General features: G+C 75.3%; 10 protein-coding genes. All 10 read right to left on the bottom strand.

Annotated elements, in window-relative coordinates; translation table 11 throughout:
- Window position 1: 1 nt before the first annotated feature.
- From OO60_RS34055 to OO60_RS34010, 10 genes are read right to left on the bottom strand one after another with little or no spacing between them, the layout of a single operon-like run.
- A complete protein-coding gene (locus OO60_RS34055) occupies window positions 2-223 on the bottom strand; it encodes an MbtH family protein (protein ID WP_003059289.1) in 222 nt (73 codons plus the stop codon).
- Window positions 216-707 carry a hypothetical protein gene (locus tag OO60_RS34050; RefSeq protein ID WP_003059290.1) on the bottom strand — a complete coding sequence of 164 codons (492 nt, stop codon included), beginning with the start codon at window positions 705-707 and terminating at the stop codon, window positions 216-218. The genes OO60_RS34055 and OO60_RS34050 overlap by 8 nt, the downstream gene beginning before the upstream one ends.
- Window positions 689-3,349, bottom strand: coding sequence for a penicillin acylase family protein (locus tag OO60_RS34045; RefSeq protein ID WP_033262884.1), 2,661 nt, complete (start codon window positions 3,347-3,349; stop codon window positions 689-691). The genes OO60_RS34050 and OO60_RS34045 overlap by 19 nt, the downstream gene beginning before the upstream one ends.
- On the bottom strand, window positions 3,346-4,110 hold the full coding sequence (locus tag OO60_RS34040) for a thioesterase II family protein (RefSeq protein ID WP_033262883.1): 765 nt from the start codon (window positions 4,108-4,110) through the stop codon (window positions 3,346-3,348). The genes OO60_RS34045 and OO60_RS34040 overlap by 4 nt, the downstream gene beginning before the upstream one ends.
- A complete protein-coding gene (locus OO60_RS34035) occupies window positions 4,110-7,784 on the bottom strand; it encodes a thioester reductase domain-containing protein (RefSeq protein WP_033262882.1) in 3,675 nt (1,224 codons plus the stop codon). Before OO60_RS34035 ends, OO60_RS34040 begins: the two co-directional genes overlap by 1 nt.
- Window positions 7,781-17,185 (bottom strand): non-ribosomal peptide synthetase, encoded by a 9,405-nt coding sequence (locus tag OO60_RS34030; RefSeq protein WP_037329507.1) that lies wholly within the window; start codon window positions 17,183-17,185, stop codon window positions 7,781-7,783. The genes OO60_RS34035 and OO60_RS34030 overlap by 4 nt, the downstream gene beginning before the upstream one ends.
- Entirely contained in the window at window positions 17,182-22,287 is a 5,106-nt protein-coding gene (locus tag OO60_RS34025; protein WP_051767848.1) for a non-ribosomal peptide synthetase, read from the bottom strand. Before OO60_RS34025 ends, OO60_RS34030 begins: the two co-directional genes overlap by 4 nt.
- Window positions 22,284-23,282 (bottom strand): hypothetical protein, encoded by a 999-nt coding sequence (locus tag OO60_RS46980; protein ID WP_003091532.1) that lies wholly within the window; start codon window positions 23,280-23,282, stop codon window positions 22,284-22,286. Before OO60_RS46980 ends, OO60_RS34025 begins: the two co-directional genes overlap by 4 nt.
- Window positions 23,279-25,540: an amino acid adenylation domain-containing protein gene (locus OO60_RS45175; RefSeq protein ID WP_003091531.1), complete on the bottom strand. Its 2,262-nt coding sequence runs from the start codon at window positions 25,538-25,540 to the stop codon at window positions 23,279-23,281. The genes OO60_RS46980 and OO60_RS45175 overlap by 4 nt, the downstream gene beginning before the upstream one ends.
- Window positions 25,533-26,987: a cupin domain-containing protein gene (locus OO60_RS34010; protein WP_003091529.1), complete on the bottom strand. Its 1,455-nt coding sequence runs from the start codon at window positions 26,985-26,987 to the stop codon at window positions 25,533-25,535. The genes OO60_RS45175 and OO60_RS34010 overlap by 8 nt, the downstream gene beginning before the upstream one ends.
- Between the last annotated feature and the right edge of the window lie 13 nt (window positions 26,988-27,000).

Below are 27,000 nucleotides of genomic sequence, written 5' to 3'. Positions count from 1 at the left end.
CTCACTCTCCCGGGGACTGGGCGGCGGCCATCGCCGTGCGCAGGCTCAGCGGCCGCATGTCGGTCCACACCCGTTCGATGTGGTCCAGGCAGTCGCGTTTCGGGCCGCGGACGCCGACCTCCGTCCAGCCGCTGGGCAGCTCGCGGCCGGCCGGCCAGATCGAATACTGCTCCTCGTGGTTGATCACGACCGCGTATTCGCGGCTGTCCTCGTCTTCAGGCATCGGTGACCGCCTCCTTCTGTTCGATGGGGTTGCGCCGCCCGTCCCGGGCCGCGCGGACCAGCTGCCGGGCCGCCGCGGCCACCCAGACCCCGGCGGCGCACAGCAGGACCGCGTACGCCAGCGTCAGGACGTAGCCCAGCCACGCCGCGTCGTCGCCGACGCCGGCCAGCCCGATGGTGACGCGGGAGATCCGCGTGGTGTCCGTCGTCGTCCACCGCCACACCAGCTCGCCGCCCCAGCTCAGCAGCGGCACGGCCAGGGTGACCACCGCCAGCGCGCGGCCGCGCAGCAGCAGGGCGGCCGCGACGCCGGTCAGCACGGTCACCCACCACCAGCCGAGCTGGTTGCCACCCCAGTCGAGGACGACGCCGGCGGCGGCGACGGCCAGGACGCGGACCCAGGTTCGGCTGCGCGTCGCGGTGCCGGGTGCGGTTGCCGTGGTGCTCCGGCCGGGCGCCTGCCCGGTCAGGGATTGAGTGTCCATGTCCGCCCCTTCGTCGCGGCCAGGGCGGGTTCGCCCTCGAGGATCGGTCGGTTGCGTCCGGCGAACCAGTCGGCGAGCCGGTCGGAATACCAGGGGGACGCCGGGTTTTCGCTCTGGCCGCCGGGGTAGATCCCGACGGACTGCCCGGTGCCCCAGTCGACGACCATGCGCCAGCTGGCGCCGCCGACGGCCACGCCGGTGAGCGGCTTGCCGTGCCGCACCGGTGCGGCGCTGACCACGGAGTTGATCGTGCGGCCGCTGCCGCCGGAGGCGTACGGCCCCAGGTCCAGCACCGGCGACTGCAGCAGCGAAGCGATCATCACCTTGTGGCCGTCGCCGAGCTTCCAGGTGCGCACGTCGGTCCCGCGCTTGCTCTTCAGGTCGGCGACCGCGGCCGTGAACGCCTGCCGGATCACCTCCGGAGCGGTGTGGGTGTTCGAACCCGGCGGGGCGAACAGCGGGTTGGCGGTGTCGTCGATGCTCAGGTTGATCAGCAGCCCGTTGAGCCCGTCGACGGCGTACGTGCTGTCGTTGGTGCGCGGGGTGAACACGTCCCGCGGCGGCGCCGGGATTTTGTACTGCTGCCAGACCGGGTGCCACACCGCGTACCCGTAGAGCACCATGAACCGGCCCCAGACGGTGGCCGCGGTGGAGTCGGCGGTCAGCTGGTAGTCCCAGTTCTTCAGCGCGTCCAGCGCCTGGGCCTGCACCGGGTCCCACGACCCGGCCTGCAGGTCCTTCAGCACGGTCGGCAGCAGCGCGCGGGCCACGTCGTCCACCATGGACATCTGCAGGTCCTGCATCTGCTGCGAGGTCACCCCGGTGGCGCCGGTGAGCGCCTTGGTGATCTCGGTGGACCGCCAGCCCTGGTCGAAGAAGTCGTAGCCGCGGCCGTAGTAGTACGGGTAGTCGGTGCCGACTTCGCGCTGGTTCGCGGTCTGCGCGAACCCGGACGGCGGGTTGTACGTGCTCGGCAGCGCTTCGAACGGGATGCTCCCGGTGACGTCGCACTCCCCGGTCCCGGCCATCGGCAGGAACGGCAGGCAGCGGTCGGGGACCTGCGCCTGCAGCCCGGCGTTGACGATGCCGATGTTGCCGGCGTCGTCGGCGTAGGCGAAGTTCTGCGCCGGGGTGTTCCAGCCGCGCAGCGCCTGGTGGAACTGGTCGAAGCCGGTGGCCTTCTCCAGCGCCAGCATGCTGTCGAAGTTGTCGCTCGGCAGCGTCCCGGTGAACCACACGGCGGCGGTGACGCCCTGGACCGTCATCACCGGGCCGTGCACGGTCATCCGGGTCGTGTAGTCGACCGTCGAGCCGTCGTGCTGCTTGATCTTGCTCACGATCTTCGTCATCGGCCGCCACTGGCCGTTCCAGAAGTACTGGTCGGGGTGGGCCGCGTCGGTCTTCTCCAGGTAGTAGAACGTGCCCGGCCGCTGGGAGTTGGTCAGGCCCCAGCTGATGTGCTGGTTCTTGCCGCCCAGTACCGCCGGGATCCCCGGCACGGTCACGCCGGCCAGCTGGTAACCCGGCGAGCGCAGCTCCACCTGGTACCAGATCGACGGGACGGTCAGGTTCAGGTGCGGGTCGGAGGCCATGATCGGCTTGCCGGACGCGGTGTGCTTGCCCGAGACCACCCACGCGTTGCTGTTGCCGATGGTGTGGACGGCGTTCGCGGGCAGCTGGGCGATGCGGTCCTGGAACTGCGCCGACGCCTCGATCGCCTGCGGCGAGGTGCCGACTGCGAACCCGTCCGGCGGCCCCGCGCTTCCGGACGGCGCCGGCAGCGTGCCGCCACCGCCGGTCGTGCCCGCGGGCGGCGCCGGGGCCCCGTCGTTGCGCGCCGGGATCGGCGTCAGCGGCAGTTTCCGGTACGGGCCCGGGTCGTACGGGTACTGCGGGTTCTGCCCGACGGCGTGGTAGAGCTGCTCGAACTTCTGCTCGCCGAAGGCGCCGGCGATGTAGCTGAACGCGGTCGGCAGCGGGTCGAAGGACAGCGTCTGGGTCTCCAGCCGTTGCACGGCCAGGGAATCGACCGGCGTCCACGGCTCGACCGGGAAGTCCATCAGCTTGTAGTAGAGCGGCAGGGCGTTGTCCTGCTTCAGCTGCGCGATGGCGGCGTTGACGCCTTCGGCGTATTCGCTGAGCACCGCGCGTGCCGGGGAACCGGCGGTCATCGCGTTCCAGTCGCGCTGGGCCGCGCGCAGCAGGCCGAGGTCGAGTTCGTACTTGTCGGAGTTCAGCGCGGCCGGGTCGCCCGTGGTCTCGGCCAGCCGGCCCTCGGCCTGGCGCCGGGCCAGGTCCATTTCGAACAGGCGGAAGCGGGCGTGCGTGTAGCCCAGCGCCCGGTACATGTCCGCGTCGGTGCCGGCGGCGATGTGCGCGGTGCCGTCCGCTTCGAACGCCACGGTGGCGCTGCCGGACAGGCCGGGCAGGGACAGGGTCTGGTCGTGCGGCGGGTTCCCCTGGCCGGCGGTGACCCACACCCCGGTACCGGGGTTGACGGCCGCGCCGAGGGGCGGGAGGGTGCCGGCGCCCGCGACCGACACCTGCAGGACCACGACGGCCAGCGCGAGCGCGCCGGCCAGCGAGGCCGAATGCAGGCCGAGCCGGCCCCGCGGCGTCAGGTTCCTTCTCGATGGACTCAACGTGCTGCCTCCTTCAGGTGCGCACTGGTCGCGTGCGCGGCCAGGGTGGTCCGGACGGTGCGGAGCACGTTGTGCTCCTGGTCGAACAAGGCGAAGTGGCCGCCGGGCAGGGTGATGCGGGTGAACCGGCCCGTGGTGTGCCGTCCCCAGGCGATCAGGGTGCCCGGCGGTGCCGCGGGGTCGTGCAGCCCGCCGAGCGCGGTGATCGGGGCGATCAGGGTCGCGGCGGGGTCCGGGGTGTGCGCTTCGGCGGCCTCGTAGTCGGCGCGCAGGGCCGGGGTGACGAGGTCGACGAGGTCGGGGTGGGCCAGGACGTCGGGGTCCAGGCCGCCGAGGCGGCGGACGTGGGCGACGAAGGCGGCGTCGCCGAGGCCGGCGACCGGCGGCTCGCTGCTGCGCGCACAGGCCGCTCCGGAGACGAACACGTGCCGCGGCCGGGCGCCGCCGGCTTCCAGGCGGCGGGCGAGCTCGAAGGCGAGCAGACCGCCGAAACTGTGGCCCAGCACCGCGAACGGCCGGTCGAGGTGGGGTGCGAGGGCGTCGGCGAGCGCGTCGACGAGGTCCGGGACGCGGCGCAGCGGTGGCTCGGCGACGCGGCGCTCGTGGCCGGGCAGGCAGACGCCGACCAGGTCGACACCGGGCAGCCGGCCCGCCCAGCGCAGGTAGCGGGCCGGCCCGGAACCGGCGTGGGGCAGGCAGAACAGGCGGACGGCGCCGTCTGCGGGGTCCGCGGCGCGGCGCAGCCAGGGGCCGGTGGTCATCACTGCACCCCGCTCTCGCTCAGCTCGGGCACCATGCCCTGCCGGACCAGGAAGGCGACCGTCTTGGCGACGTAGTCGACGTCCATGTCCGGGAACCCGGCGTCGCCGCCGAGGCCGGACAGCGTGTTGCCGATCTCGACGACGTCCGGGTCGCCGGTCATCGGGCCGTCGATGGACAGCAGGGCCGCCAGCCCGTCCAGGCGGCCGGCGGTGCGGCGGGCCAGCTGCACCCGCCACTGCGCGTACGGCACGGTGTCGAACCGGTACCCGGTCCGGGTGAGGTGTTCGTGGATCGACTCCATGGGCGCCACCTGCGGGTTGTAGAACTGGTGCACCGGGTTCGGCCGGGGCGCGAGCCGGGACAGCCGGACGATCGCCGCGGACACCAGGTCGACCGGCAGGACGTGCAGCGGGATCGGGGTGTCCTCGGGCATCAGGCCGGCGATCAGGCTGCCGGCCAGGCACAGCGCCAGCTGGTCGCGCACGCCGACGGCGCCGGTGCCGGTGGCGCCGGTGATCAGCCAGGGCCGGTACACCCCGACCGGCAGGCCGCGCCGCCCGGCTTCCAGGACGAGGTGCTCGCCGGTCTTCTTGCTGAGCACGTACCCGTCGGAGGTCCCGGCTTCCAGCGGCCCGGGCCGCTCGGGCAGGACGTCGCCGACGCGCATGTCGATGGTCGAGACGTAGTGCACCGGCGTCGGCCGCCCGGTGCAGGCCAGCCGCAGGATTTCCGTGGTGCCCACGACGTTCGGGGCGCGCAGCACCCGGTAGGGGAGGATGAAGTTCATGTGCGCGGCGCAGTGGTAGATGACGTCGAGGCGGTCGCCGAGCTCGGCGAACCCGGCCTCGTCCAGCCCGAAGCGGGGCAGGGTGAGGTCGCCGGGCAGGACGGTCAGCTTCGCGGGGTCGACGTCGTCCTGGTCGTAACCGGCGAGGTTCGCGGCCAGGCGCTCGGCGGGCTCTTCGCCGCGGACCAGGCAGACGACTTCGGTGGCGCCGTGGCGCAGGAGCTCGGCGATCATGTGGCCGCCGAGGAAGCCGGTGCCGCCGGTGAGCAGGACGCAGCCGAGGCCGCCGTCCGGCGGCGCCGGCCGCGGCGCCCCGGTGGGGGCGACGCCGGCGGGCAGCTGTTCGTCGCGCCGGGCGGTGGCCATGGCGCTGTCCGGGGCGCCCGGGCCTTCCGGGTCTTCGAGGGCGGCGGCGAGCGCGGCGACGGTGGAGTTCGTGAACAGCGTCTTCAGCGGCACCGGCATCCCGACGGCCTCGGGCAGGGCGACGATCAGGCGCGCCGCGGTGAGCGAAGTGCCGCCGGCGTCGAAGAAGTCGTCGTGGATGCCGATGTCGCGGCGGTCCAGCGCGGTGCCGAAGCAGTCGAGGATCGCCCGCTCCAGGTGGGTGCGCGGGCGCGCGGCGCCTTCGTAACCGCTGGTGCGCTGCGCGGTGGCGGCGAGCAGCGCTTCGGGCGTGTCCGGCAGTTCGGGGAGGCCGAGGCACCGGTCGGGGAGCAGCCCGGCGGGGAGCTCGGCCGCCAGGTAAGTGTCCACTTCGGACACCACCGCGGGCGCGTGCACGGCGACGGTCTCGCCGGCCGCGGTGATGACGGCGGCCGCGGCGGTGACGTCCGGGTGGGCGCGCAGGACCGCTTCGAGCTCCGAGGTGTCCGGCGGGCCGAGGAGTTCGACGCGGCCGCCGGCCAGGCGTGCGGTGCGCCCGGTCCGGAGGCGGCGTGCACCGCCGGGCGCGGGAACCAGGAGTTCGGCGGTGCGGGCGGCGCCGCCGAGGTGGTGCAGCGGTTCGGCGGAACCGGCGAGCCAGAGTTCGCCGCGGGCGCCGGGGAGGGCCGGACGGCCGGTGAAGTCCGTCAGGCCGAGGACCGGGGTGGTGCCGGTGAGGGCGCGCCGGGGGAACACCAGGTTCCGGCTCAGCTGAGCCGGAACGAGGTCTTCCCCGCCCGGCCGGGCTTCGGTGAGCACACGGGGTTCGGGCGGACGGCCGTCGTCCGGCGGGGCGATCACCCGGACCGGCAGGTCCGCCAGGTCGTCGCGGTCGGTGACGAGCACCGTCGCCGGTCCGAGGTGGCGAGCCACGTACGCGGGCGGTGCGGTGGAATCCAGCTCGAGGAACAGCGCACCCCGCGCGCACGCCGCCCGGCGGGCCGCGGCGCGGCGAGCGTCGTCGCGGACGCAGATCGCGACCGGCCCGACCCGCTCGCCCGTCACCTCGACGACCGGCTCGACCGAGGCCAGCCCGAGCACCTCGGCGGCGAGCCGGCGGCCTTCGCCGGCCGCCGGCTCGGCGGCCTCGGGCAGCCCGGCCCCGATCGGCAGCTCGGAGAGCCGGACACCGAGGTCGCCGCCCATCGCGGTCAGCACCGCGACGACGTCCTCGAGGATCCCTTCGGCAGTCGCCGTTTCGAACAGCGCCGTGGCGTAGACCAGGTTCAGCCGGAACCCCTCGGGCGCCAGCTGGGCGTCCAGCGTCAGGTCGTAACTGGCCACGCCGCCGGACACCGGCGCCGGGACGAGGGTGGCGCCCTCGACGTCGACCTCGCCCGAAAGCCCGTCCTGCACGGCCAGCAGCACCTGCGCCAAGGGCGCGCGGCCCAGGTCGCGCGGCGGGTCGAGTTCGGTCACCAGGTGCTCGAACGGCAGGTCCTGGTGCGCGTACCCGGCCAGGCAGGTGCGGCGCACGCGCGCCAGCAGGTCACGCACGGCCGGGTCGCCCGCCGCGTCGGCGGGCAGCGCCAGCAGGTTGATGAAACAGCCGAGCAGCTCGGCGGTCTCCGGGCGGGTGCGGCCGGAAACGGGTGTCCCGACCAGGAACGCCGGCTGCCCGGACCGGCGGGCCAGCACGGCCTGGTAGGCGGCCAGCAGCAGCATGAACGGCGTCGCGCCCTCCGCCCGCGCCGCGGCCACCAGGGTCTCGGCCAGCGCCGGCCCGAGCTCCCGGGACACCATCGCGCCGCCGAAGTCCTGCTCCGCCGGCCGCGGGTGGTCGGTCGGCAGGTCGAGCACCCGCGGGACGCCGGCGAGTTCCTGCTTCCAGTACGCGAGCTGCTCGTCCAGGCCGCTCTCGGCCAGGGTTTCCCGTTGCCACACGGCGAAATCGGCGTACTGGATCGGCAGCTCGGGCAGGTCCGGCGCCGACCCGCGCACCTGCGCGCGGTACAGCTCGGCCAGGTCCCGGACCAGCAGGTCGGCCGACCAGCCGTCGCAGGCCGTGTGGTGCAGCACGAGCAGCAGCAGCCCCTCGCCGTCGGCGATCCGCACCAGCGCGGTCCGCAGCAGCGGCCCTTCCCGCAGGTCGAACGACGACCGCGCCTGCCGGTCCGCGACGGCGCCTGCCGCGGCGCGCGCCTGCTCGACCGGCAGGCCGCTCAGGTCGACCAGCCGCAGCACCGGCGGTTGCTCCGGCGCGACGAGCTGCACCGGCGCGGTCCCGTCGTGGTCGAAGCGGGTCCGCAGCACCTCGTGCCGCTCGGTCAGCGCGGTCAGCGCGCGGTCCAGCGCGGCGGCGTCGAGCCGGCCGCGGACCTGCAGCGCGGCGGTGATGGTGAACGCGGCGCTGCCGGGGTCGAGCTGGTCCAGGAACCAGATCCGCTCCTGGGCGAAGGACAGCGGGAACACGTCCTCGGCGGTGGCGTCGGGCACGGCCGGGTCCTGCAGTGTCGTCATGACGGCTTTCCCCCGGAGTGAGCGGGACGGGCCCGGCGCTGCTGCCGGGTGATGGTGGTGGTCCGGCCGGCGGCGCGCAGCAGCCGCGCGATCCCGGCGACCGTCGGTTCGACGAAGACGTCCCGCAGCCGCAGTTCGCAGCCGAACCGTTCCCGCAGCCGGGCGGCGATGCGCGCGGCCTGCAGCGAGTTGCCGCCGAGGACGAAGAAGTCGTCGTCCACGCCGACCGCGTCGATGCCGAGCAGTTCGGCCCACACCTCGGCGACAGCCGCCTCGAAGGGGTCGCGCGGGGCCGCGGACGGCCCGGTCCGCCGCCGCGGTGCGGGGTCGGGCAGCGCCGCCCGGTCGACCTTCGCGTTGTCGCCGAGCGGCATCGCGGGCACCACCACGACGTCGGCGGGCACCATGTAGTCCGGCAGGCGGCCGCGCAACCGGCGGCGCAGGTCCGCGGGATCGAGGTCCGCCCCCGGCGCGGGGACGGCGTAGCCGATCAGCCGGGCGTCGGCGCCGCGGCCGCGCAGCACGGCGGCGGCCTGGCGCACGTCCGGCTCGGCGGCCAGCACGGCTTCGATTTCGCCGAGCTCGACCCGGAAGCCGCGGATCTTGATCTGGTCGTCGGCCCGGCCCCGGAACTCCAGCAGGCCGTCGGGACCGTGCCGGACGACGTCGCCGGTGCGGTAGAGCCGGGCGCCGGCCCGGCCCGGGAACGGGTCCGGCACGAACGCCGCGGCGGTCTCCGCGGGCCGGCCGAGGTAGCCGCGGCCGAGGGAGCAGCCGCCGACGTGCAGCTCGCCCCAGACCCCGGGCGGGACGGGCCGGCCGTGCCGATCCAGGACGTAGAGCTCCACCAGCGGCATCGGCCCGCCGAGCGGCACCCGGCTGCGGGACTGGGCCCGCTTGCAGGTCCAGCCGGTGACGGCGATCGCGGTCTCGGTGGGGCCGTACATGTGCAGCAGGTCTGCGGAACCGTGGGCGAAGAACGCCTCCTGGGTCGCGACCGGCAGCGTCTCGGCGCCGCACATGACGTACCGCAACGAGTCCGGGAAACCCGTGCCTGCCGCGTCGAGCACCTCGACCGCAAGTTCGAGCATCGACGGCACGAAGTGGGTGATGGTGATCCCGGCGGCCTCGATCAGCTCGACCAGGTAGTCGGGGTCGCGCTGGCTGCCGGGCTTGGCCAGGACCAGCTCGGCGCCGGCCAGCAGCGGCCAGAACACCTCCTTGACGGCGACGTCGAAGGTGGTGGTGGTCTTGTGCAGCATCCGGTCCGCGGCGCCCAGCGGCCAGTCCTGCTGCATCCACAGCAGGTTGTTGGCGATCGCACGGTGTTCGATCTGCACGCCCTTGGGCTTGCCGGTGGACCCGGAGGTGTAGACCACGTAGGCGAGGTGTCCCGGACCCACGGCCACGGACGGCGGCGACGCGTCCTCGGCCCGCCAGCCGTCCCGGTCGACGTGGACCCGGCCGGGCGACGGCGGCAGCACGTCGTCGCCGTCGGCGTCGGTGACGACGAGCCGGGCGCCGGCGTCACCGAGGATGTCCGCCAGCCGCGCGGCGGGCTGGGCCGGGTCGAGCGGCAGGAACCCGGCGCCGGCCTTGAGGATCGCGTACTGCGCAACGACGGCCTCCAGGCTGCGCGGCAGGGCGACGCCGACGACGTCGTCGGGCCGCACGCCCCGGCGGAGGAGGTGCCGGGCGAGCCGGTTGGCGCTGTCCTCGAGCTCGGCGTAGGTGAGCTTCGGGCGGGGCTGCCCGGGTTCGGTGGCCAGGGAAACCGCCACCGCGTCCGGGGTCGCGGCGGCCTGGGCCTCCACGAGGGCGTGCAGGCACACCTGCGGGTCGTAGCGGGCCGGTACGCGGTTGAAGTCGCGCAGCCAGGTCTGTTCCTCGGCCGGGCTCAGTGCGCCGACGGCCGACAGCGGCCGGTCGGGACCGGCGGTGAACTCCCGCAGGGTCCGCAGGTAGTGCTCCACGAACCGGGCCATCAGCGGTTCCTGGTAGACGTCGGTGTCGAACTCGCACCCGCCGCCGATGCCCTCGGGGGTGTCGAGCAGGTTCAGGACGACGTCGAACTTGGCGGTGTGGTTCGGCACCGGCACCGGTTCGACGGCCAGGCCGGGCAGCCGCGGCAGCGCGCCGGGGGCGTTGTTCAGCGCGATCATCACCTGGAACAGCGGGCTGCGGGCCGGGTCGCGCTGCGGGGCCATCGCGTCCACCAGGGTTTCGAACGCGACATCGGGGGCGGCGTAGGCGTCCAGGCAGGCGCGGCGGACTCGGCCCAGCAGCTCGCGCACGGTCGGATCGCCGCCGGTGCGGGCGCGCACCACGAGGGTCTCGGCGAACAGGCCGACGACGTCGGCGGTGCCCGGGGTGCTGCGCTGGGCGGCCGGGGTGCCGATCAGCAGGTCCTCCTGCCCGCTGAACCGGGTCAGCGTGGCGGCGAACGCGGCCAGCAGCACCATGAACTCGGTGACGCCGGCGTCCCGCGCAAGCGCGCGGACGCTTTCGGTGAGACCGGTGCCCGCGGTCAGCGGCAGGGTGCGGCCGTGGTGACGGCGCTCGGGCGGCCGCGGCCGGTCGGCGGGCAGTTCGAGGGTGTGCGGGGCACCGGCGAGGTCCTCGCAGCGCCGGGTGAGCTGCCCGGCGGCACGGGCGGCGCGGCTGCGTTGCCAGGCCGCGTAGTCGCTGTGCCGCACCGCCGGTTCCGGCAGGTCGGTACCGGCGTAGGCGGCGGCGAGGTCGCGGGCGAGAACCGAAACCGACCAGCCGTCGGCGACGATGTGGTGCAGGACCAGGACGAGCACGTGGTCCTGTTCGGAGACCCGGATCAGCGTGGCGCGGAAGGGCGGTTCGCCTTCGGCCAGGCGGAACGGCCGGGTGGCCGCGGCACCGGCGAGGGCGGCCGCGCGGTCGGCGGCGGTGGAGAGGTCGATGGTCTGGGCTTCGGCCTCGGCAGCCGGGTGGTGGTGCCGGTCGGCTGGCGCTGCCGTGAGGTCGACCAGCCGCAGCGCCGCCTCCCCGGGCGGGAGGTACCGCTGGCTGCCGCCGGCTTCGAACACCGTCCGCAGCGCGGGGTGCCGGGCGACCAGGGTGGTGAGCGCCCGGCGCAACGCCGGGACGTCGAGCGGGCCGGTGAGGCGGGCCGCGAGCGGCACGTTGTAGGCCGGGGACTCGGGGGCGTATTCGGCGAGGAACCACAGGCGTTCCTGCGCCGAGGACAGCGGGAACGGGCCGTCGCCGGGCAGCACCGGGACCGGGTCGGCGGGGCCGGCGGTCCGGGCGCGCGCCCACCCGGCCAGCGCCGCCGGGCTGGGGTGTTCGAACACCGCCAGGACGGGGATCTCCACGCCGAGCGCGGCCGACAGCCGGGTCGCGGCGCGGGCGGCGTCGAGGGAATGGCCGCCCGCGGCGAAGAAGTCGTCGCCCGCGGCCAGTGACCGGCCCAGCACGTCCGACCAGATCTCGACGACGACGGCTTCCAGCCCGTCGCGCGGCCCGGGGTCCGCGTCGGCCGCCGGCCGCCGGATCGGCCTTGCGGCCAGCGCGGTGCGGTCGAGTTTCCCGTGCGGTGTCAGGGGGAACTCCGGCAGCGGCAGCAGCAGGTCGGGGATCAGGTAGGCGGGCAGCAGGGTGCCCAGGTGGGTCTTCAGCACACCCGGGCCGACGTGCCCGCCGGAAGCCGGATCGGGCAGGTAGTAGCCGACGAGCCGGCCCTCGCGGGCGACGACGGCCGCGGCCGGCACGCCGGGGTGCGCGGTGAGGGCGGCTTCGGCCTCGGCGGGCTCGACGCGGTGGCCGCGGATCTTCAGCTGCGCGTCCGCGCGCCCGAGGTGCCGCAACCGTCCACTGTGGTCGAAGCGGGCCAGGTCGCCGGTGCGGTACCAGCGTTCGCCGCCGTCGCCGGGCACGAACCGCTCGGCGGTCGCGGCGGGGCGGGCGGCGTAGCCGAGGGCCACGCCCGCCCCGGACAGCCGGATCTCGCCGACGGCACCGACCGGGACCCGCGCCCCGGTGGCGGTCGTCAGGGCCAGGGTGGTGCCGGGGATCGGCCGTCCGATGCCGATGGGTCCGTCGCCGACGCGCCCGGCCGTCGACCACACGGTCGTTTCGGTGGGGCCGTAGAGGTTCCACAGTTCGGCGCCGTGCGCGCGGAGTTCGGCCGCCAGGTCCGCGGGAAGCGCCTCGCCGCCGCACAGCGCGCGGAAGCCCGGCCAGGGCCGCCACCCGGCGTCGAGGAGCAGCCGCCAGGTGGCCGGGGTGCCCTGGAGCACGTCGCAGTCGGCGGCCTCCAGCAACCGGGCGAGCGCGACGCCGTCGTGCGTGGTGGCCGGCTCGGCCAGCGTGACGCAGGCGCCGGCGGTGAGCGGGCCGAAGAGTTCGAGCGCGGCGATGTCGAAGGTGAACGGCGTGACGGCGACCAGGCGGCTGCGCGCGGTCAGGCCGGGCTCGTGGCCGGTCATCGCGGCCAGAAACGCGGTCAGCGCGGAGTGCGGGACGGTGACGCCCTTGGGTTCGCCGGTGCTGCCGGAGGTGAACAGCACGTAGGCTGGGCCGTCCACTTCGGACACGGATGGCGCAGCGGTGCCGCCGTCGGATCCGGCGTCGACGGGCAGGACCGGCGCGAAGGTGATGCGCCCGGCCGATTCCGCGTCCGCCAGCACCACGGCGATTCCGGCGATCTCCGCCATCCGCGCCAGCCGGGCTTCCGGGGCGGCCGGATCCAGGGGCACGTACGCGGCCCCGGCGAGCCCGCAGCCCAGCAGGGCCGCGACCGCCGACGCGGACCGCCCGGCGCAGATGCCGACCGCGGCCCCCGGCGTGACGCCCGCCGACCGCAGCCGCGCGGCGACGCCGGTGGCGGCCTGCCAGAGCTGCCCGTAGGTCTGCACCGAGCCGTCTTCGGCGGCGATCGCCGGGCGGTCCGGGTCGGCCGCGGCCGTCCGCGCGACCGCGGCCGGCACCGATTCCCCCGCCCACGGCGCGGATCCGCCGCCCCAGGTGCGCAGGCGCCGGGCGTCGGCGTCGGTCAGGACCGTCTCGAGCACGACGTCCGGGTCCGCGGTCATCGCGGTCAGCAGCTCGGCGAAGTGCGCGAGCATCCCGGCCACGGACTCCCGGTCGAACAGCGCCGTGTCGTACTCGGCGAACCCGCCGATCCCGCCGTCGTCGCCGTCGGCGAGCCACAGCGCCAGGTCGAACCGCGCGACCGGCAGCTCGGCGGCCACCGGCCGCACCCGCAGGCCGGGCAGGGCCGGCCGCGGCGGGGTGGCCGTGTTCAGCGCGAGCAGGGTCTGGACCACCGGATTGCGGGACAGGTCCCGCTCCGGCGCGAGCGCCTCCACGAGCTTTTCGAACGGCAGGTCCTGGTGCGCGAACGCCGCCAGGCACGTCCGCCGCACCCGCGCCAGCAGGTCCCGGGCGGTCGGCTCGCCGGACAGGTCGGCCCGCAGCACCACCGTGTTGGCGAAGCTGCCCACCGTGCGTTCGACGTCGGGGTGCGGGCGACCGGCGACCGGCGTCCCGAACAGGACGTCGTGCTGCCCGCTGTAGGCCGACAGCGTGGCGGCGAACGCCGCCGACAGCACCATGAACTCGGTGCAGCCCGCGGAGGCGGCCAGCGTCCGGATGCGGGCGGCCGTCCCGGCCGGGATCGTGACCGGCACCGAAGCGCCCTCGAACGACTGGCGCGGCGGCCGCGGCCGGTCGGCCGGCAGCTCCAGCACGAGCGGCGCACCGTCCAATGTGGAGCGCCAGAAGCCGGTGAGGGTGTCCAGGGCGGTCCCGGTCAGCCGGTTCCGCTGCCAGTGCGCGAAATCGCCGTACGGCACGACGGTGCCGAGCGTCCGGCCGGAATAGGCCGCGCCCAGCTCGTCGGCCAGGATCGCCACCGACCAGCCGTCCGCCGCGATGTGGTGGACGACGACGGAGAGCACGTGCTCCTGCTCGCCGACGCGGGCCAGCAGCGCCCGGACCGGGACGTCGTGCGCGAGGTCGAACGGCCGCCGCGCGAAGCCGGGGTCGGGCTGCTCGGCGTACTCCAGTGTGGCCGGTGCGGCGGGAACGGCGAACAGCCCGTCGTCGCGTTCCTCGATGACCGAGCGGAGGGCTTCGTGGCGGGCCATGACCGTGTCCCACGCGCCGGCCAGCCGGGCGGCGTCGAGCGGCCCGGTGATCCGGACCGCCAGCGGCAGGTGGTAGGCCGGGGAACCGGGTTCCAGGCGCGCCAGGAACCACAGCCGCTCCTGGGCGTGCGACAGGGGCGCCGGACGCGGTCCCGGCTCGATCGCCCCGGCCGACGGCGCCGGCCCGGCCGCCGCCACGACGTTCGCCAGCGCGGCGAGCGTCGTGCGGGTGAACACTTCGGCCAGGTCGACCTCGGCGCCGAGCCGGGCGGCCAGCCGGGAGACCAGGCGCGAGGCGAGCAGCGAATGGCCGCCCAGGGCGAAGAAGTCGTCGTCCGGCCCGATCGCGGCCGGGTCCAGGTCCAGGAGTTCCGCCCAGATCCGCGCGACGGCGTCCTCGGTCCCGGTCCGCGGCCGCCCCGGCCCGGCGTGCTCGGCCCACTGCGGTGCGGGCAGCCGGGCCGGGTCGAGCTTGCCGTTTCGGGTCAGCGGAAGGGCGTCGACGACCGCCAGCGAGGCGGGGACCAGGTAGGACGGCAGCACCTCGGCCAGCCAGGGCCGCAGATCCCCGCCGCCGTCGGTGACCACGTACGCGGCCAGCCGGTTGTCCGTGGGGGAGAGCCGGTGCGGGACCACGGCGGCCGCGAAGACCGCGGGGTGCCGCGTGAGCACGGCCTCGATCTCGCCCGGCTCGACCCGGTGGCCCCGGATCTTGACCTGCGCGTCGACGCGGCCGCGGAACAGCAGCGTGCCGTCGCCGAGCTCGCGGGCCAGGTCGCCGGTCCGGTACCACCGGCCGCCGTCCGGGCCCGGCACGAACCGCTCGGCCGTCTGAGCCGCCTGGCCGGTGTAGCCGCGGGCCAGTCCGGGACCGCCGAGCCACACCTCGCCGACCGCGCCGGGCGGCACCGGGTAGCCGTCGGCGTCGCGCAGCTCCACCCGGCTGCCGTTGACCGCGCGCCCGATCGGCACGCCCGGCAGCCCGCTGTCCACTTCGGACACCGGATGCGCGGTGACGCAGGTGGTGGCTTCGGCCGGCCCGTACCCGTTGATCACGGTCAGGCCGGGCGCGGCCGCCAGTGCCCGCCGGACGTGGGACACCGACAGCGCCTCGCCGCCGATCAGCACGGTCCGCAGGCCGCGCAGCGCGGCCGGGTCCTCGTCCACGATCGCGTGGAACAGCGCGGTGGCCATGACGGCGGCGGTGACGCCGTGCGCCCGGACGGCCGCGCTGATCGCCTCGGCGGTGAAGGCCAGTTCGGGGTGCACCACGCCGCGGGCGCCGTGCAGCAGCGTCCCCCAGATTTCCCAGGTGGCGGCGTCGAAGGACACCGACGACAGCCAGAGCAGCGTCCGGTCCGGGCCCAGCCCGCTGTAGCCGCCGGGCCGGACGAGGTCGACGACGCCGCGGTGGGTGAGGGCCACGGCCTTGGGACGGCCGGTGGAACCGGACGTGAAGATCTGCGCGGCCAGGGTGTCCGGGTGCACGAAGGTTTCCGGCGCGGTGTCCGGCTGCCCGGCCCATTCCCCGGGCCGGTCGATCGCCAGGGTGCTGGTCGCAGCGAGGAACTCCGGGACCGGCGAGGCGGTGATCGCGTGGGTGATCCCGGCGTCGGCGAGCATGCGGTCCAGGCGCTCGCGCGGCTGACCGGCGTCGAGCGGGACGTAGTGGCCGCCGGCCTTCAGCACGGCCAGGCAGGCGACGGCGAAGTCCGCGGACCGCGGCAGGCACACCCCGACCGGGGTTTCCGGGCCGGCGCCGCGGTCGCGCAGTGCCCGGGCGATCCGGTTGGTGAGCCGGTCCAGGTCGCGGTAGGCGAGGGTGCGGTCGCCGTCGACGATCGCCGTCGCGTCCGGGTTCGCGGCGACCACCTCGGCGAACAGGCCGACGACCGTCCCGGTCACCGCCGTGGGGGGTTCGGCCGGGTCCGGCGTCAGCGGCAGCGCACCGAGCGGCCGGTCCGGATCGGCCACCGCTTCGGCCAGCAGCGCGGTGAAGCAGGCGGCGATCGAGCCGACGGTGGCCGCGTCGAGCAGGTCGGCGCGGTACTCCCACGCGAGACGCAGGGTGTCGCCGTCCGCCTCGACCAGGCAGCCGAGGTCGAACTTGGCCTCGGCGGCGTCGAGCGGCACCGCTTCGGCGCGCAGCCCGGCGAACAACCCGGCGACGTCGAGGCGGGGTTGCAGGGTGAGCCCGACGTCGAACAGCGGCGCCCGCCCGGGAAGCCGCTTCGCACCGCTCTCGGCGACAATGCGCTCCAGCGGTGCCGCCTGGTGGGCGAGCGCCTCGCGGGTGCGATCGCGGACCTGCTCCAGCAAGGCCGCGAAGCCGCTGTCGGCGGCACAGGACGTGCGCAGCGGCAGCGTGTTGACGAAGCAGCCGACCAGCGCGGCGGTTTCGGGCCGGGTGCGGCCGGAGACCGGGACGCCGATGATCTGGTCGCGGGCGCCGGTGAAGCGGTGCAGGACGGCGGCCAGCCCGGCGTGCAGCACGGTGAACACCGTGGTCCGGGCGGTGCGGGCGCGGTCCCGGAGCTGCCGGGTGAGGGCGGGCGGGAGTTCGGTGCGGTGCGTCGCGGCCGGGCCCGCCTCGGTCACCGGACGCGGGTGGTCGGCCGGGAGGTTCAGCGGCTCGGGCGGGTCCGCGAGGGCGCGCCGCCAGTACCCGGCCGCCGCGTCGGCCTGCGCGCGGGCGTCGGCGCCGGCCTCCCAGACCGCGTAGTCGCCGCACTGGACCGGAAGCGGCGCCCGGCTTTGTTCGCCGCGGTAGGCCGCGGCGAGGTCGGCGAGCAGGATCGGCAGCGACCAGGCGTCGGCGGCGATGTGGTGCACGGCGACCAGGAGCAGGTGCTCGCCGGGCGCGACCGGCCACAGGATCGCCCGCACCGGCGGGGCGGCGGCGAGGTCGAAGGCCTCCGCGGCGGCCACCCGCAGTGCGTCGGCCGGGGCCACGCCGTTGGGCTCCCGGACCTCCAGCCGCAGGCTCGCCTCCGCGTGGACGCGCTGCACCGGAACCCCGTCCATCGCGGGGAAAACGGTGCGGAGCGCCTCGTGCCGGGTGGCGACCGCGGTCAGCGCACGCCGGAGCGCCGGGACGTCCAGCTCGCCGTGCAGGCGCAGCGCGGCCGGCATCGTGTAGCGCGAGCTGTGCGGCGCCAGCCGGTGGAGCAGCCAGATGCGGCGCTGGGCGGCGGTCGCCGGGAACGTCGTGACGCCGCGCTCGGCGTCGGCCCGCAGGCGCTCGGCCAGCAGGCGCCGGGGAACGGACAGGTCGGTCATGCTCCACTCACCTCGTCGGTCAGCAGCCGGACGACGTCGCCGGGCAGCGCGGCGATGCGCGCGGCGAGGGCGGCGGGGTCCTCGTGGGCACGGGGCAGGGCGGTGATCGGCGCGACCGGGACGGCCACCGCGGGCAGGGCTTCGACGAGCCCGGCGACGGTCGGGTGGCTGAACAGCGCGACCACGGGCACGTCGAGCCCGAGCGCGCCGCCGATCTGCAGCGCGGCCTGCGCGGCCAGCAGCGAATGCGCCCCGAGGTCGAAGAAGTCGTCGTGCCGTCCGACGCGGCGGCCGCCGAGCAGCTTGCCGAGGATGCCGGCCACGGTGCGTTCGCGGTCGCCGTCCGGGGGTTCGAAGCCGGGCCCGCGCACGGATTCCGGCAGCGGCAGCGCGCGGCGGTCGAGCTTCCCGTTGACGGTGACCGGCCAGCCGTCCAGGACGACGACGGCCGAGGGCACCATCGGAGCCGGGAGGAGCGCCCGCAGGCGCGCCCGGAGGTCGGGCGGGCCGCCGGGACCGGCGGGGACGACGTACCCGACCAGCACCGGCTGCCCGCCGATCCGCCGCAGCGTCACCAGCGCCGAGGCCACTTCCGGCTGCGCCGCCAGCGCGGCCTGCACCTCGCCGAGCTCGATACGCACGCCGCGCAGCTTCACCTGCTGGTCGCGGCGGCCCAGGAACCGGAGGAACCCGTCCGGCCGGTACCGCACGACGTCCCCGGTGCGGTACATCCGGGCGCCCGGCCGTCCGGCGAACGGATCCGGCACGAACGCCTCCGCGGTGGCGGCGGGCCGCCCGAGGTAGCCGCGGGCCAGGCCGGCGCCGCCGGCGAAGAGCTCGCCCGGCACGCCGACCGGGACCGCCCGGCCGTCGGCGTCCAGCACCCTGACCGGGCAGTTCGGCACCGCGCGGCCGATCGGCACCATGCCGGTACCGGTGCCGTCCGGGTCGAGTTCGTGCACGGTCGCGAAGATCGTGGCTTCCGTCGGGCCGTAGCCGTTGACGACCGACAGCCCCGGCGCCGCGGCGGCGATGCGGCGCAGCAGCGGTTCGGGGGTCGGCTCCACGCTCACCACGAGTTTCCGCAGCGACAGCCGCGAAACCCGGGCCTCCAGCGCGTTCAGGGCGAAGGGCGGGACGTAGGCGTGGGTGATCCCGCGTTCGCCGAGCCAGTCCACGTACCGCTCGGCGTGCGGCCGGACCGCGGCGGGCACGACGTCGACCGTGGCCCCGGCGCGCAGGGCACCGAAGATCTCGAACACGGAGACGTCGAAGCCGCCGCTCGTCCACCACGCGCAGACGTCGCCGGCTTCGCACGCCAGAGCGTCGAGCAGGTTGACGACACCGGTGTGGGTGACGCAAACCCCCTTCGGTTCGCCCGTGGAGCCCGACGTGTACATGACGTAGGCGGCGTTGTCCGGACGCGCGATCTTGCGCGGCGCATCGAGTTCGAAGTCCGGCTCGGTCCAGTCCACAGTGGACACTCCGCCGATGCGGCCCGCCAGTGCGGCCGCCTCCGGTCCGGGACCGGCGAGCAGGCTGATCCCCGCGTCCCGGGCGAGGGCCACGAGCCGGGCGGCCGGGTGGTCGGGGTCCAGGGGAACGTAGGCCGCGCCCGCCTTGAGCACCGCGAGGACCGCCGCGACGAACTCGGCGGAGCGGCCGGCCAGGACCCCGACCCGGTCCTCCGAGCCGGCGCCGAGCTCGCGCAGGCGGGCGGCCAGGGTGTCGCTCCAGCTCTTCAGCCGCCCGTAGGAGACGGCACGGTCGCCGTCCCGGACCGCGAGGGCGTGCGGATCCTGCCGATCGACCGCTTCGTGGAAGAGTTCGCCTGATACCGCGGTGCGCGGCGCGTTCCAGGTGGTTTCGACGGCGGTGCGTTCGGCGGGCAGCAGCAGGTCGATCTCCGCGGCGGTGGTCGCCGGGTTCGCGACGGCCTGGCCGAGCAGCGCGGCGAAGTGCCCGGTGAACCGGGCGGCGGTGTCGGCGTCCCAGAGCGCGGTGTCGTAGGTGAGCCCGCAGCGCAGCGTGCCGGCCGTGCGGACGAGCTCCAGTGACACGTCGAGCTGCGCGCCGGTGACCGCGACCGGCCGCGGGGTGAGCCGGAGGCCGCCGGCCTCGGCGGATCCGGCGTCGAGCAGCAGCGCGGCCAGCGGGTCGCCCGCCGGGGCCTGCTGCAGCGCGAACAACGTCTGGAACAGCGGGCTGCGGCCGGGATCCCGGTCGGGCTGGGCCAGCTCGACCAGGCGCGGCAGCGGGATCCGCTGCCCGGACAGGGCCTCCCGCACGCGGGCCGCGACGTGCCGGACCGTGTCGAGGAACGTGCCGCCGGTGGTGAGCTCGCACCGCACCGGCACCACGTTGACGGCGAGCCCGAGCACCCCGGCGGTGTCCCCGGTCAGCCGGCCCGGCGCCGGCGCGCCGACGACGAGGTCGGCGGCACCGGTGTAGGCGTGCAGGAGCCAGGTGTAGGCAGCGAGCAGCACGGTGTAGGGGGAGACGTGCTCCGCCGCGGCCAGCGCGTCGACCGCGCGGGCCGTTTCCGGCGGCAGGTCCTGCAGGTGCCGTGCCCCGGCGAACCCCTGGACCGCGGGCCGGGGCCGGTCGGTGGGCAGGTCGAGCGGTTCCGGGGGATCGGCCAGGCGACGGCGCCAGCGTTCGTGCGCCAGCCGGGCCTCGGCGGTGGCCAGGTAGGCGCGTTCGGCCTGGACCGCGGCGGTCATGGCCGGCGCGGGTCCGGTGTCCGGCACGCCTTCGAGGAGCTCGCGGACCAGGGCGGTCAGCGACCACAGGTCCGCGACGATGTGGTGGACGGCGAGCGCCAGCACGTGCCGCCCGGCGTCCAGGCGCCAGTGGCGGATCCGCCACAGCGGCCCGGTTTCCAGGTCGAAGGGGGCGTCGGCCATGGTCCGGAGCAGACTGTCCACACGGGACTCGGGCCACCCGGCGGCGTCGATCGACGCCCAGTCCACAGAGGACTCGCCGGTGATCCGGTGCGGTTCGCCGTCGCGCACGCCGAAGCGGGTGCGCAGGGCGGCGTGCCGCGCGATCGCGGCGTCCAGGGCGGCGGCGAAGCGGTCTTCGTCGAAGGGACCGGCGATGTCCACCGCGTGGCCGATGTGGTACGCCGTGGACTCCGGGGCCAGGCGGTGCAGGAACCACATCGCGCGTTCGCCCTCGGTCAGCGCGCCGGTGACGCGGTCGGCCGGGGTGGCCTCGGCCGCCGTCGCGGAGGCGGCGAGGGTGCGCAGGTCGGCGCCCGCCATCAGGTCCGGCAGGTGCAGCCGGACACCGGCCGCTTCGGCCCGCACCGCGAGCTCCGCGGCCTTGACCGAGTCGAGCCCGAGCGCGGCCAGCGGCACGTCGGGGTCGAGGTCCGCCAGGCCCAGCACCGTCGCGGCGGACTCCCGCAGCCCTTCGGCGGCCGGGTCGTCGTCGAACAGCACCGGCAGCTCGCCCGCCGCCAGCGCCCGGCGGCACTCGGCGCGCCGGACCTTCCCGCTCGACGTCTTCGGCAGGCCGCCCTTGCCCAGCAGCACGATCCGGCGCACCGCCACGCCGTGCTCCGCGAGCACGGCGGTCCGCACCGCGTCCGCGATCCCGGTCAGCGGCACCGGTTTCGGGCCCTGCACTTCGTGCACGACCGCCAGTGCCTCCTCGCCGCCGAGCTCGACGGCGATCGCCGCGCCGCAGCCGGGCCGCAGCGCCGGGTGCGCGGCCGCCGCCGTGAGCTCGACGTCGTCCGGGGCGATGTTGCGGCCGCGGACGACGATCAGGTCCTTGTGCCGCCCGGTGACGTACAGCGCGCCGCCGTGCCGGAACCCCAGGTCGCCGGTGCGGACCCGGCCGTCGGCGAACACGCCGTCGTCGCGGCCGCCCCAGTACCCGGCGGCGACCGACGGCCCGGAGACGGTGATCTCGCCGATCGTCCCGTCGGCGGCGGGCGCCCCGCTGGCCGGGTCGATGATCGCGACCCCGCCGTCGGACGGCGGCGTTCCGCAGGACACCAGCTGCCGCGCGGGGCCGCCGCCGGTGGCCGGCTGCGCGCGGCCGGTGGCCAGTGCACCGGCCGAGAACGCCGTGACCTCGGGATCCTCGTCGAAGCGCACCCCGGTCACCATGAGCGTCGCCTCGGCCAGCCCGTAGCACGGGAAGTACGCCCGCCGCCGGAATCCCGCGACGGCGAAGGCGTCGGCGAAAGCCTCCAAAGTGGCCGGACGCACCTGCTCGGCGCCGGTGAAGGCGACCGTCCACCGGCTCAGGTCCATGGCCTCGCGCTGCTCCGGCGTCGTCTTGCGGACCGCGAGGTCGTAGGCGAAGTTCGGGCCGCCGCTGGTGGTCGCGCGGTGGTCGGAGACCGCGCGCAGCCACCGCGCCGGCTCGCGCAGGAAGCTCAACGGCGACATCAGCGTCACCGGGAAGCCGGCGAACACCGGCTGCAGGATCCCGCCGATCAGCCCCATGTCGTGGTACGGCGGCAGCCAGATCACCCCGCGGCTCTCGGCGGTGTGCCCGAACCGGTCGCGGATGAAGGCGGAGTTGTGCAGCAGGTTGGCGTGCGTGATCACGACACCCTTGGGCTGCCCGGTGGAGCCGGAGGTGTACTGCAGGAACGCGATCCGGTCCGCGTTGTGCCGCACCCCCGGCCGGGCGCCGGCGGCCGGGGCGGTGTCGGTGGCGAGCCACGCCGCCGGCACCCCGGCTTCGCGCAGCACCGGTTCGAGCAGGGCGCGCGCCGGGTCCAGGAACGCCGCCCCGGTCAGCACCGCGGCCGGGGTGGCGTCGGCGGCGATCCCGGTCAGGCGCGCGGCCTGCCGCGAGTCGAGCGGGGGATAGGCGGGCACCGCGATGATCCCGGCGTACAGGCAGCCGAAGAACCCGGCGACGTAGTCGAGCCCCGGCGGGTACAGCAGCAGCGCCCGCTCGCCGGCGCGGCAGGTGCCGTCGAGCAGCGCCGCGATGGCCCGCGCCCGCGCGTCCAGCTCGGCGTAGGTGATTGCGGCCGCGGTGCCGTCGTCCCCCAGGAACGTCAGCGCTTCGCGGCCCGGCTGCTCGGCGCCGCGGCGGACGAGCAGCTCGGCGAGGGTTTCGGAAGGCGTCACAGTGACCTCAAGGTGTTGAGGCGGGAGCGTTCCAGCTGTTCCAGCACCCCGACGGCCTTGGCCGAGCTCGACGCGCTCATCCGCAGGCTGACGACGTGGTCGCCGTCGAACCGCGCGCAGACGCCCTTGTGGGCGTCGTAGGTGGCTTCGACGGCGGTGATGAACTCTTCGCGCCGCGCGGCCGGCGGCCCGGTCAGGGTCGGGAAGACCTCGCGCAGCTCGCGGAAGCGGCGGATGAGCAGGTCGTGGTCCTCGGACATGACGCCGGACAGCCCGACCGGCAGGTGCGGCGGCGCCATCGCCGGCCGGACCGCCCCGCGGTAGTCGCCGGGCGGGAAGTCGGCGGCGAACCGCATGGCGTCGCGGGACGCCGACATCGCGGCGGTCGCGAACTCCAGGGCCTCGTCGGCATCTTCGGCCCGGCCGGCGTTGAGGGCCGACTGGAAGCAGCCCAGCCCGAGCACGATGCCCTGGATCAGCGGGAAGAACACGTGGTGGCCGCTGCGCCAGCGCCGGTGCGGGTCCAGCGGGGCCGTCCCGGCCGGGGCCTGGGCGGGCCGCGGTGCGACGGCGGGCAGGCCGAGGGCGTAGGCGAGGACGGCCTCGATGCCGTGCCGCAGCCGTCCCCACTGCTCGTCGTCCAGCGTCGTGCCGCAGCGGACGGCCTCGCGCAGAACCGTGCGGTAGCCGACGAGCGCGCAGTGGGCGAGCAGTTCGGGCGCGGCGTCGGTGGCCCGGAAGACGCCGAAGAACCCGTCGTGCACGGCGAAGTGCTGTTCCTTGCGGGTCAGGACGCCGGTGAACGCCGACCGGTCCAGCTTGGTCCCCGGCGGCCGCACCGGAACGGCCGCCAGCCGGGCCAGCAGCCCGGCGTCGTCCAGCGCCCGGGTGGCGACGAGCGGGCCGAGCTCGGCGACGGCGTCGGTGACCGGCCCGGCCCGCAGCGAGCCGACGTCGGCGGGCAGGAAGGCCGGGCGCAGCATCACGAGTTTCATCGCCCGGCCTCCGCGACGTCCGGCAGGGCGGCCCGGTCGAGCTTGCCGTTCGCGTGCCGCGGCAGGGCCGCCAGCCGCACGATCCGCGACGGCAGGAACGAGACGGGCAGCCGCGGGGCGAGGTGCGCGCGGACGGCGGCGTCGGACAACCGGACGCCGGGCACCAGGCTGAGGTAGGCGACCAGGACCGGCTCGCCCGCCGTGGTGCCCAGCGCGGCGGCCGCCTCGGCGACGTCCGGGTGGGCGCGCAGCGCGGCCTCGACCTCGCCCAGCTCCACCCGGTGCCCGCGGACCTTGACCTGGGAATCGGCCCGGCCGTGGAACTCCAGGGCCCCGTGCTCGTTCCGGCGGACCAGGTCGCCGGTGCGGTACATCCGGGTGCCGGACCCGGCCGGGTCCGGCAGGAAGCGTTCGGCGGTCAGCCCCGGCCGCAGCTGGTAGCCGCGGGCCACGTTGCCGCCGCCGAGGAACAGCTCCCCGACCTCGCCGTCGGCGACCGGGGCGAAGGCGTCGTCGAGCACGTGGGCGTGCGTGCCGGCGATGGCGTGCCCGATCGGCACCCGCCCGTCGGGGACGTCGTCGCGGATCAGGTGCGTCACGGCCCAGACGGCGACCTCGGTCGGCCCGTAGTTGTTCTCCAGCAGGCACTCCGGCAGCAGGGCGCGGTGCCGGGCGGCCAGCGACGGCGGCAGCACTTCGCCGCCGACGATCGCGCAGCGCAGGCCGGCCAGCGGCGCCGGGTCGGTGCCGAGGACCAGGTCGTAGAGCGCCGGGGTGCAGTCGAGGTGCGTGGCCCCGTACAGCTGGATCAGCTCCCGCAGCCGTCCCGGGTCGCGGTGGTCGCCGTCGGCCGGGACGATCAGGGCGCCGCCGCTGGTCAGGGTCCACCACAGGCCGACACCGGAGGCGTCGAAGGAGAACGAGATCGGCAGCAGGAACGCCTCCGGCCACGGCCGGTCGGGCACGCGCTGGGCGAGCGTGGCCAGCGCGAGCTGCCGGTGGGTGACCATGACGCCCTTGGGCGTGCCGGTCGAGCCCGACGTGTAGAGCACGTAGGCCAGGTTGTCCGGGGTGGCCTCGCGGGACGGCGGCTCGTCGGCGACCCCGCCCGCACCGTCGGCCGCGACCAGCCGGCGCGGGCCCACCGGGATCTGGCCGAGCAGCCGGCCGGGGGCGACGACCACATCGGCTCCCGACTCGTCCAGCATCAGCACGGTCCGCTCTTCGGGCAGCGCGGGATCGACGGGCACGTAGGCGGCCCCGGCCTTGAGCACGCCGAGCAACGCGACGACGGTGTCGGCGCTGCGGTCGGCGACGACGCCGACCCGGTGCTCGGGCCGGACGCCCTCGGCCCGCAGGGTGCGGGCCAGGTGGTTGGCGCGCCGGTCCAGCGTGCGGTAGTCGAGGACGTCGTCGCCGGCGATGACCGCGACCGCCGTGGGCGTCTTCGCGGCCTGCTGCTCGAACTGCCGGTGGACGAAACCGTGGGTGTCGTCGGGGACCTCGTGGGTGAGCGGGCAGGTCTCGTACATCGCCCCGCCGTCGGCGTCGCTGATGTAGTACTGCTTCCACTCGAAGTTCGACGGGTCGCCGTAGTTGCCCATGAACGGGTGCGGTTCGATCGTGTCCCACGCCGCGAGCCGCTCGCGGATCCGGCGCCGCGCGACCATCCCGGCCGGGCTGCCGCCTTCGATGCCCGCGAAGACGTTGCGCGGCTGGAACAGCATGACCAGGCCGTCCCCGAGGTTGCGGCTGCGGCGGGCGACGTGCGTCGGGGCGGCGGCGAAGACGAACATCGGGACGCCGTGGAAGGAGAACTCCCAGCGGCTGTGTTCCGGCGCCACCGGGATCTCGTCGGGCCACGGCCGGTCGTCGGTCTCGGCCAGCCGGCGCAGCACGGTCCAGAACCGGCGGCCGTGCTCGGCGTGCCCGGCGCCGGGTTCGGGGGCGAAGAAGGCGGCCAGCGCCATCCGGCGGTGGGCGAAGGGCCGGGAGGCGTCCAGGAAGGCGACCAGGTCGTCGCGCACCGCGGACAGGTCGCCGTCCTCGCCGACCCAGGTGCCGAACAGCTCGCCCAGGTGCAGGGCGTTGCGGCCGAAGTGGCAGGGGTACTCGGCGTGCCCGACGTCGGCGCGGAACACCTCCGCGGACCGGACCAGCCACGCCGGGGCGTCCTGCGGCAGCTCGGCCCGGTCGGCTCTGAACAGCCGCTTGCCGGGGATCTCGGGCAGCAGGACGCCGGCGGTCCGCTCAGCCATAGCGCTGGTCCAGCTCGGCGGTGATCACGGGCTGGTGGTAGACGCATTCGCCGGACAGCACGACCGAGCCGTGCAGGCGGTGCTTGGGGATGAACAGCTTGTCGCCGGCGCGGAACTTGTGCATGCCGGAGAAGCAGTTCCAGAACTCCATCTCGCCGCTTTCGATGACCAGCAACCGGTCGTCGTCGTGCACGTGGGTGGTGGAGCACTCCTCCCAGGACTCGACGAACGTGTCGAGGGCGACCGGGACGTGGTGCTCGTCGATGGCGGCCTGCAGCCGTTCGGCCTTGGCCCGGTAGGCCTCGGCGCTGTCGATCCAGCGCAGCTGCACGGTCAGGTCGTCGTGGTGGACGTCCAGCAGGAGCGCGTATTCCCGGGCACCGCGGTCGAAGGCGGCCAAAGCCGCCGGGCCGAAGCGGTGGGACAGCGGTTCGAGGACGGTGCGCGTGATCGCTTCGACGGTTGCGGCGGTCTCCGCCTCGGGCGCGGTGCGGGCCATGGCGGCCTCGGTGCGGGAGGAGTCCGCCGGGCCGGCGAGTTCGGCCAGCCGGGCGCCGTGCCCGCCGATCAGCGCCAGCGAGTCCAGGGTGCGCACGCACATGGCCCCGAGGAATTCGAAGACCCGGCCGGGATCGCGGGCGGCGCCGCTCAGGTGGTTCATCGCGGCCAATGTGGACGGCAGGTAGTACTGGTAGTAGCGGTGCGGTTCGAGGCCGAACCCGCACGCGTCCAGGACGGCACCCAGGACGTCGTCGATCGGGTGCGGCTCGCGGCGCGCGCTGGTCATGGCCGCGAGCGCGTTGCCGGCCGGGATCATCAGCGGGCTGACCCGCAGCGGGGCGTTGAGGGTGCCGGCCAGCAGCTGGACCGCCGTCATCTTCGCGGCCTCGCCGGCGGCTTTCGCCCCGGCCACCAGGCCGACGAGCGCTTCGGCGGCGGTGCCGCGCCGTTCGGCCAGGTCGGTCAGCAGGCCACGCAGGCCGGCCACGTCCGGCTCGGGCCGGTCGGCGGCCTGCTCGGCGACGGCCTCCCGGACGAAGCCGAACAGGTGCTCCTCCAGCAGGGGCCGCACGAGCTCGCCGAGCACGCGGTTGCGTTCGCCGTAGAACAGCCGGTGCTCGTCCCACCGCTCGGGAGTCATGTCCGCCGCGTACATCGGCTTGGCGGTGTCGTGGATGTTCAGCAGCATGCGGTGCCCGATCAGGGCGGACAGCTGCGAGGCGTCGGCGCGCCCGAAGGGGCGGTCGAACCGCAGGAAGCTGAGGTCCTCGGGCCGCACCGGCCGGCGGTAGGGGTCGTCGTCGATCTCGAGTTCTTCGAATCGCGCGCTGCGGAAAAGGGGGTTGGCGCAGTAGGCGGTGAGGTAGTCGGAGAGTGCACCCGCGGAGAATTCGGCGGGCAGCTCCGCGGAGTAGTCGCCGGGCTTCGTCTTGAGAATCAGGGTCACGGTGTCCCCCTTG

The organism is Amycolatopsis vancoresmycina (genome assembly GCF_000716785.1).
In the GTDB taxonomy this organism is placed as follows: domain Bacteria; phylum Actinomycetota; class Actinomycetes; order Mycobacteriales; family Pseudonocardiaceae; genus Amycolatopsis; species Amycolatopsis vancoresmycina.
This window is presented reverse-complemented; position numbering and strand designations above follow the sequence as displayed.

Excerpts from the sequence above, each read along its gene's own strand:
- OO60_RS34050 (WP_003059290.1), bottom strand. The coding sequence starts at position 707 with ATGGACACTCAATCCCTGACCGGGCAGGCGCCCGGCCGGAGCACCACG.
- OO60_RS46980 (WP_003091532.1), bottom strand. The coding sequence starts at position 23,282 with ATGAAACTCGTGATGCTGCGCCCGGCCTTCCTGCCCGCCGACGTCGGC.
- OO60_RS34040 (WP_033262883.1), bottom strand. The coding sequence starts at position 4,110 with ATGACCACCGGCCCCTGGCTGCGCCGCGCCGCGGACCCCGCAGACGGC.
- OO60_RS34055 (WP_003059289.1), bottom strand. The coding sequence starts at position 223 with ATGCCTGAAGACGAGGACAGCCGCGAATACGCGGTCGTGATCAACCAC.
- OO60_RS34035 (WP_033262882.1), bottom strand. The coding sequence starts at position 7,784 with ATGACGACACTGCAGGACCCGGCCGTGCCCGACGCCACCGCCGAGGAC.
- OO60_RS34030 (WP_037329507.1), bottom strand. The coding sequence starts at position 17,185 with ATGACCGACCTGTCCGTTCCCCGGCGCCTGCTGGCCGAGCGCCTGCGG.
- OO60_RS45175 (WP_003091531.1), bottom strand. The coding sequence starts at position 25,540 with ATGGCTGAGCGGACCGCCGGCGTCCTGCTGCCCGAGATCCCCGGCAAG.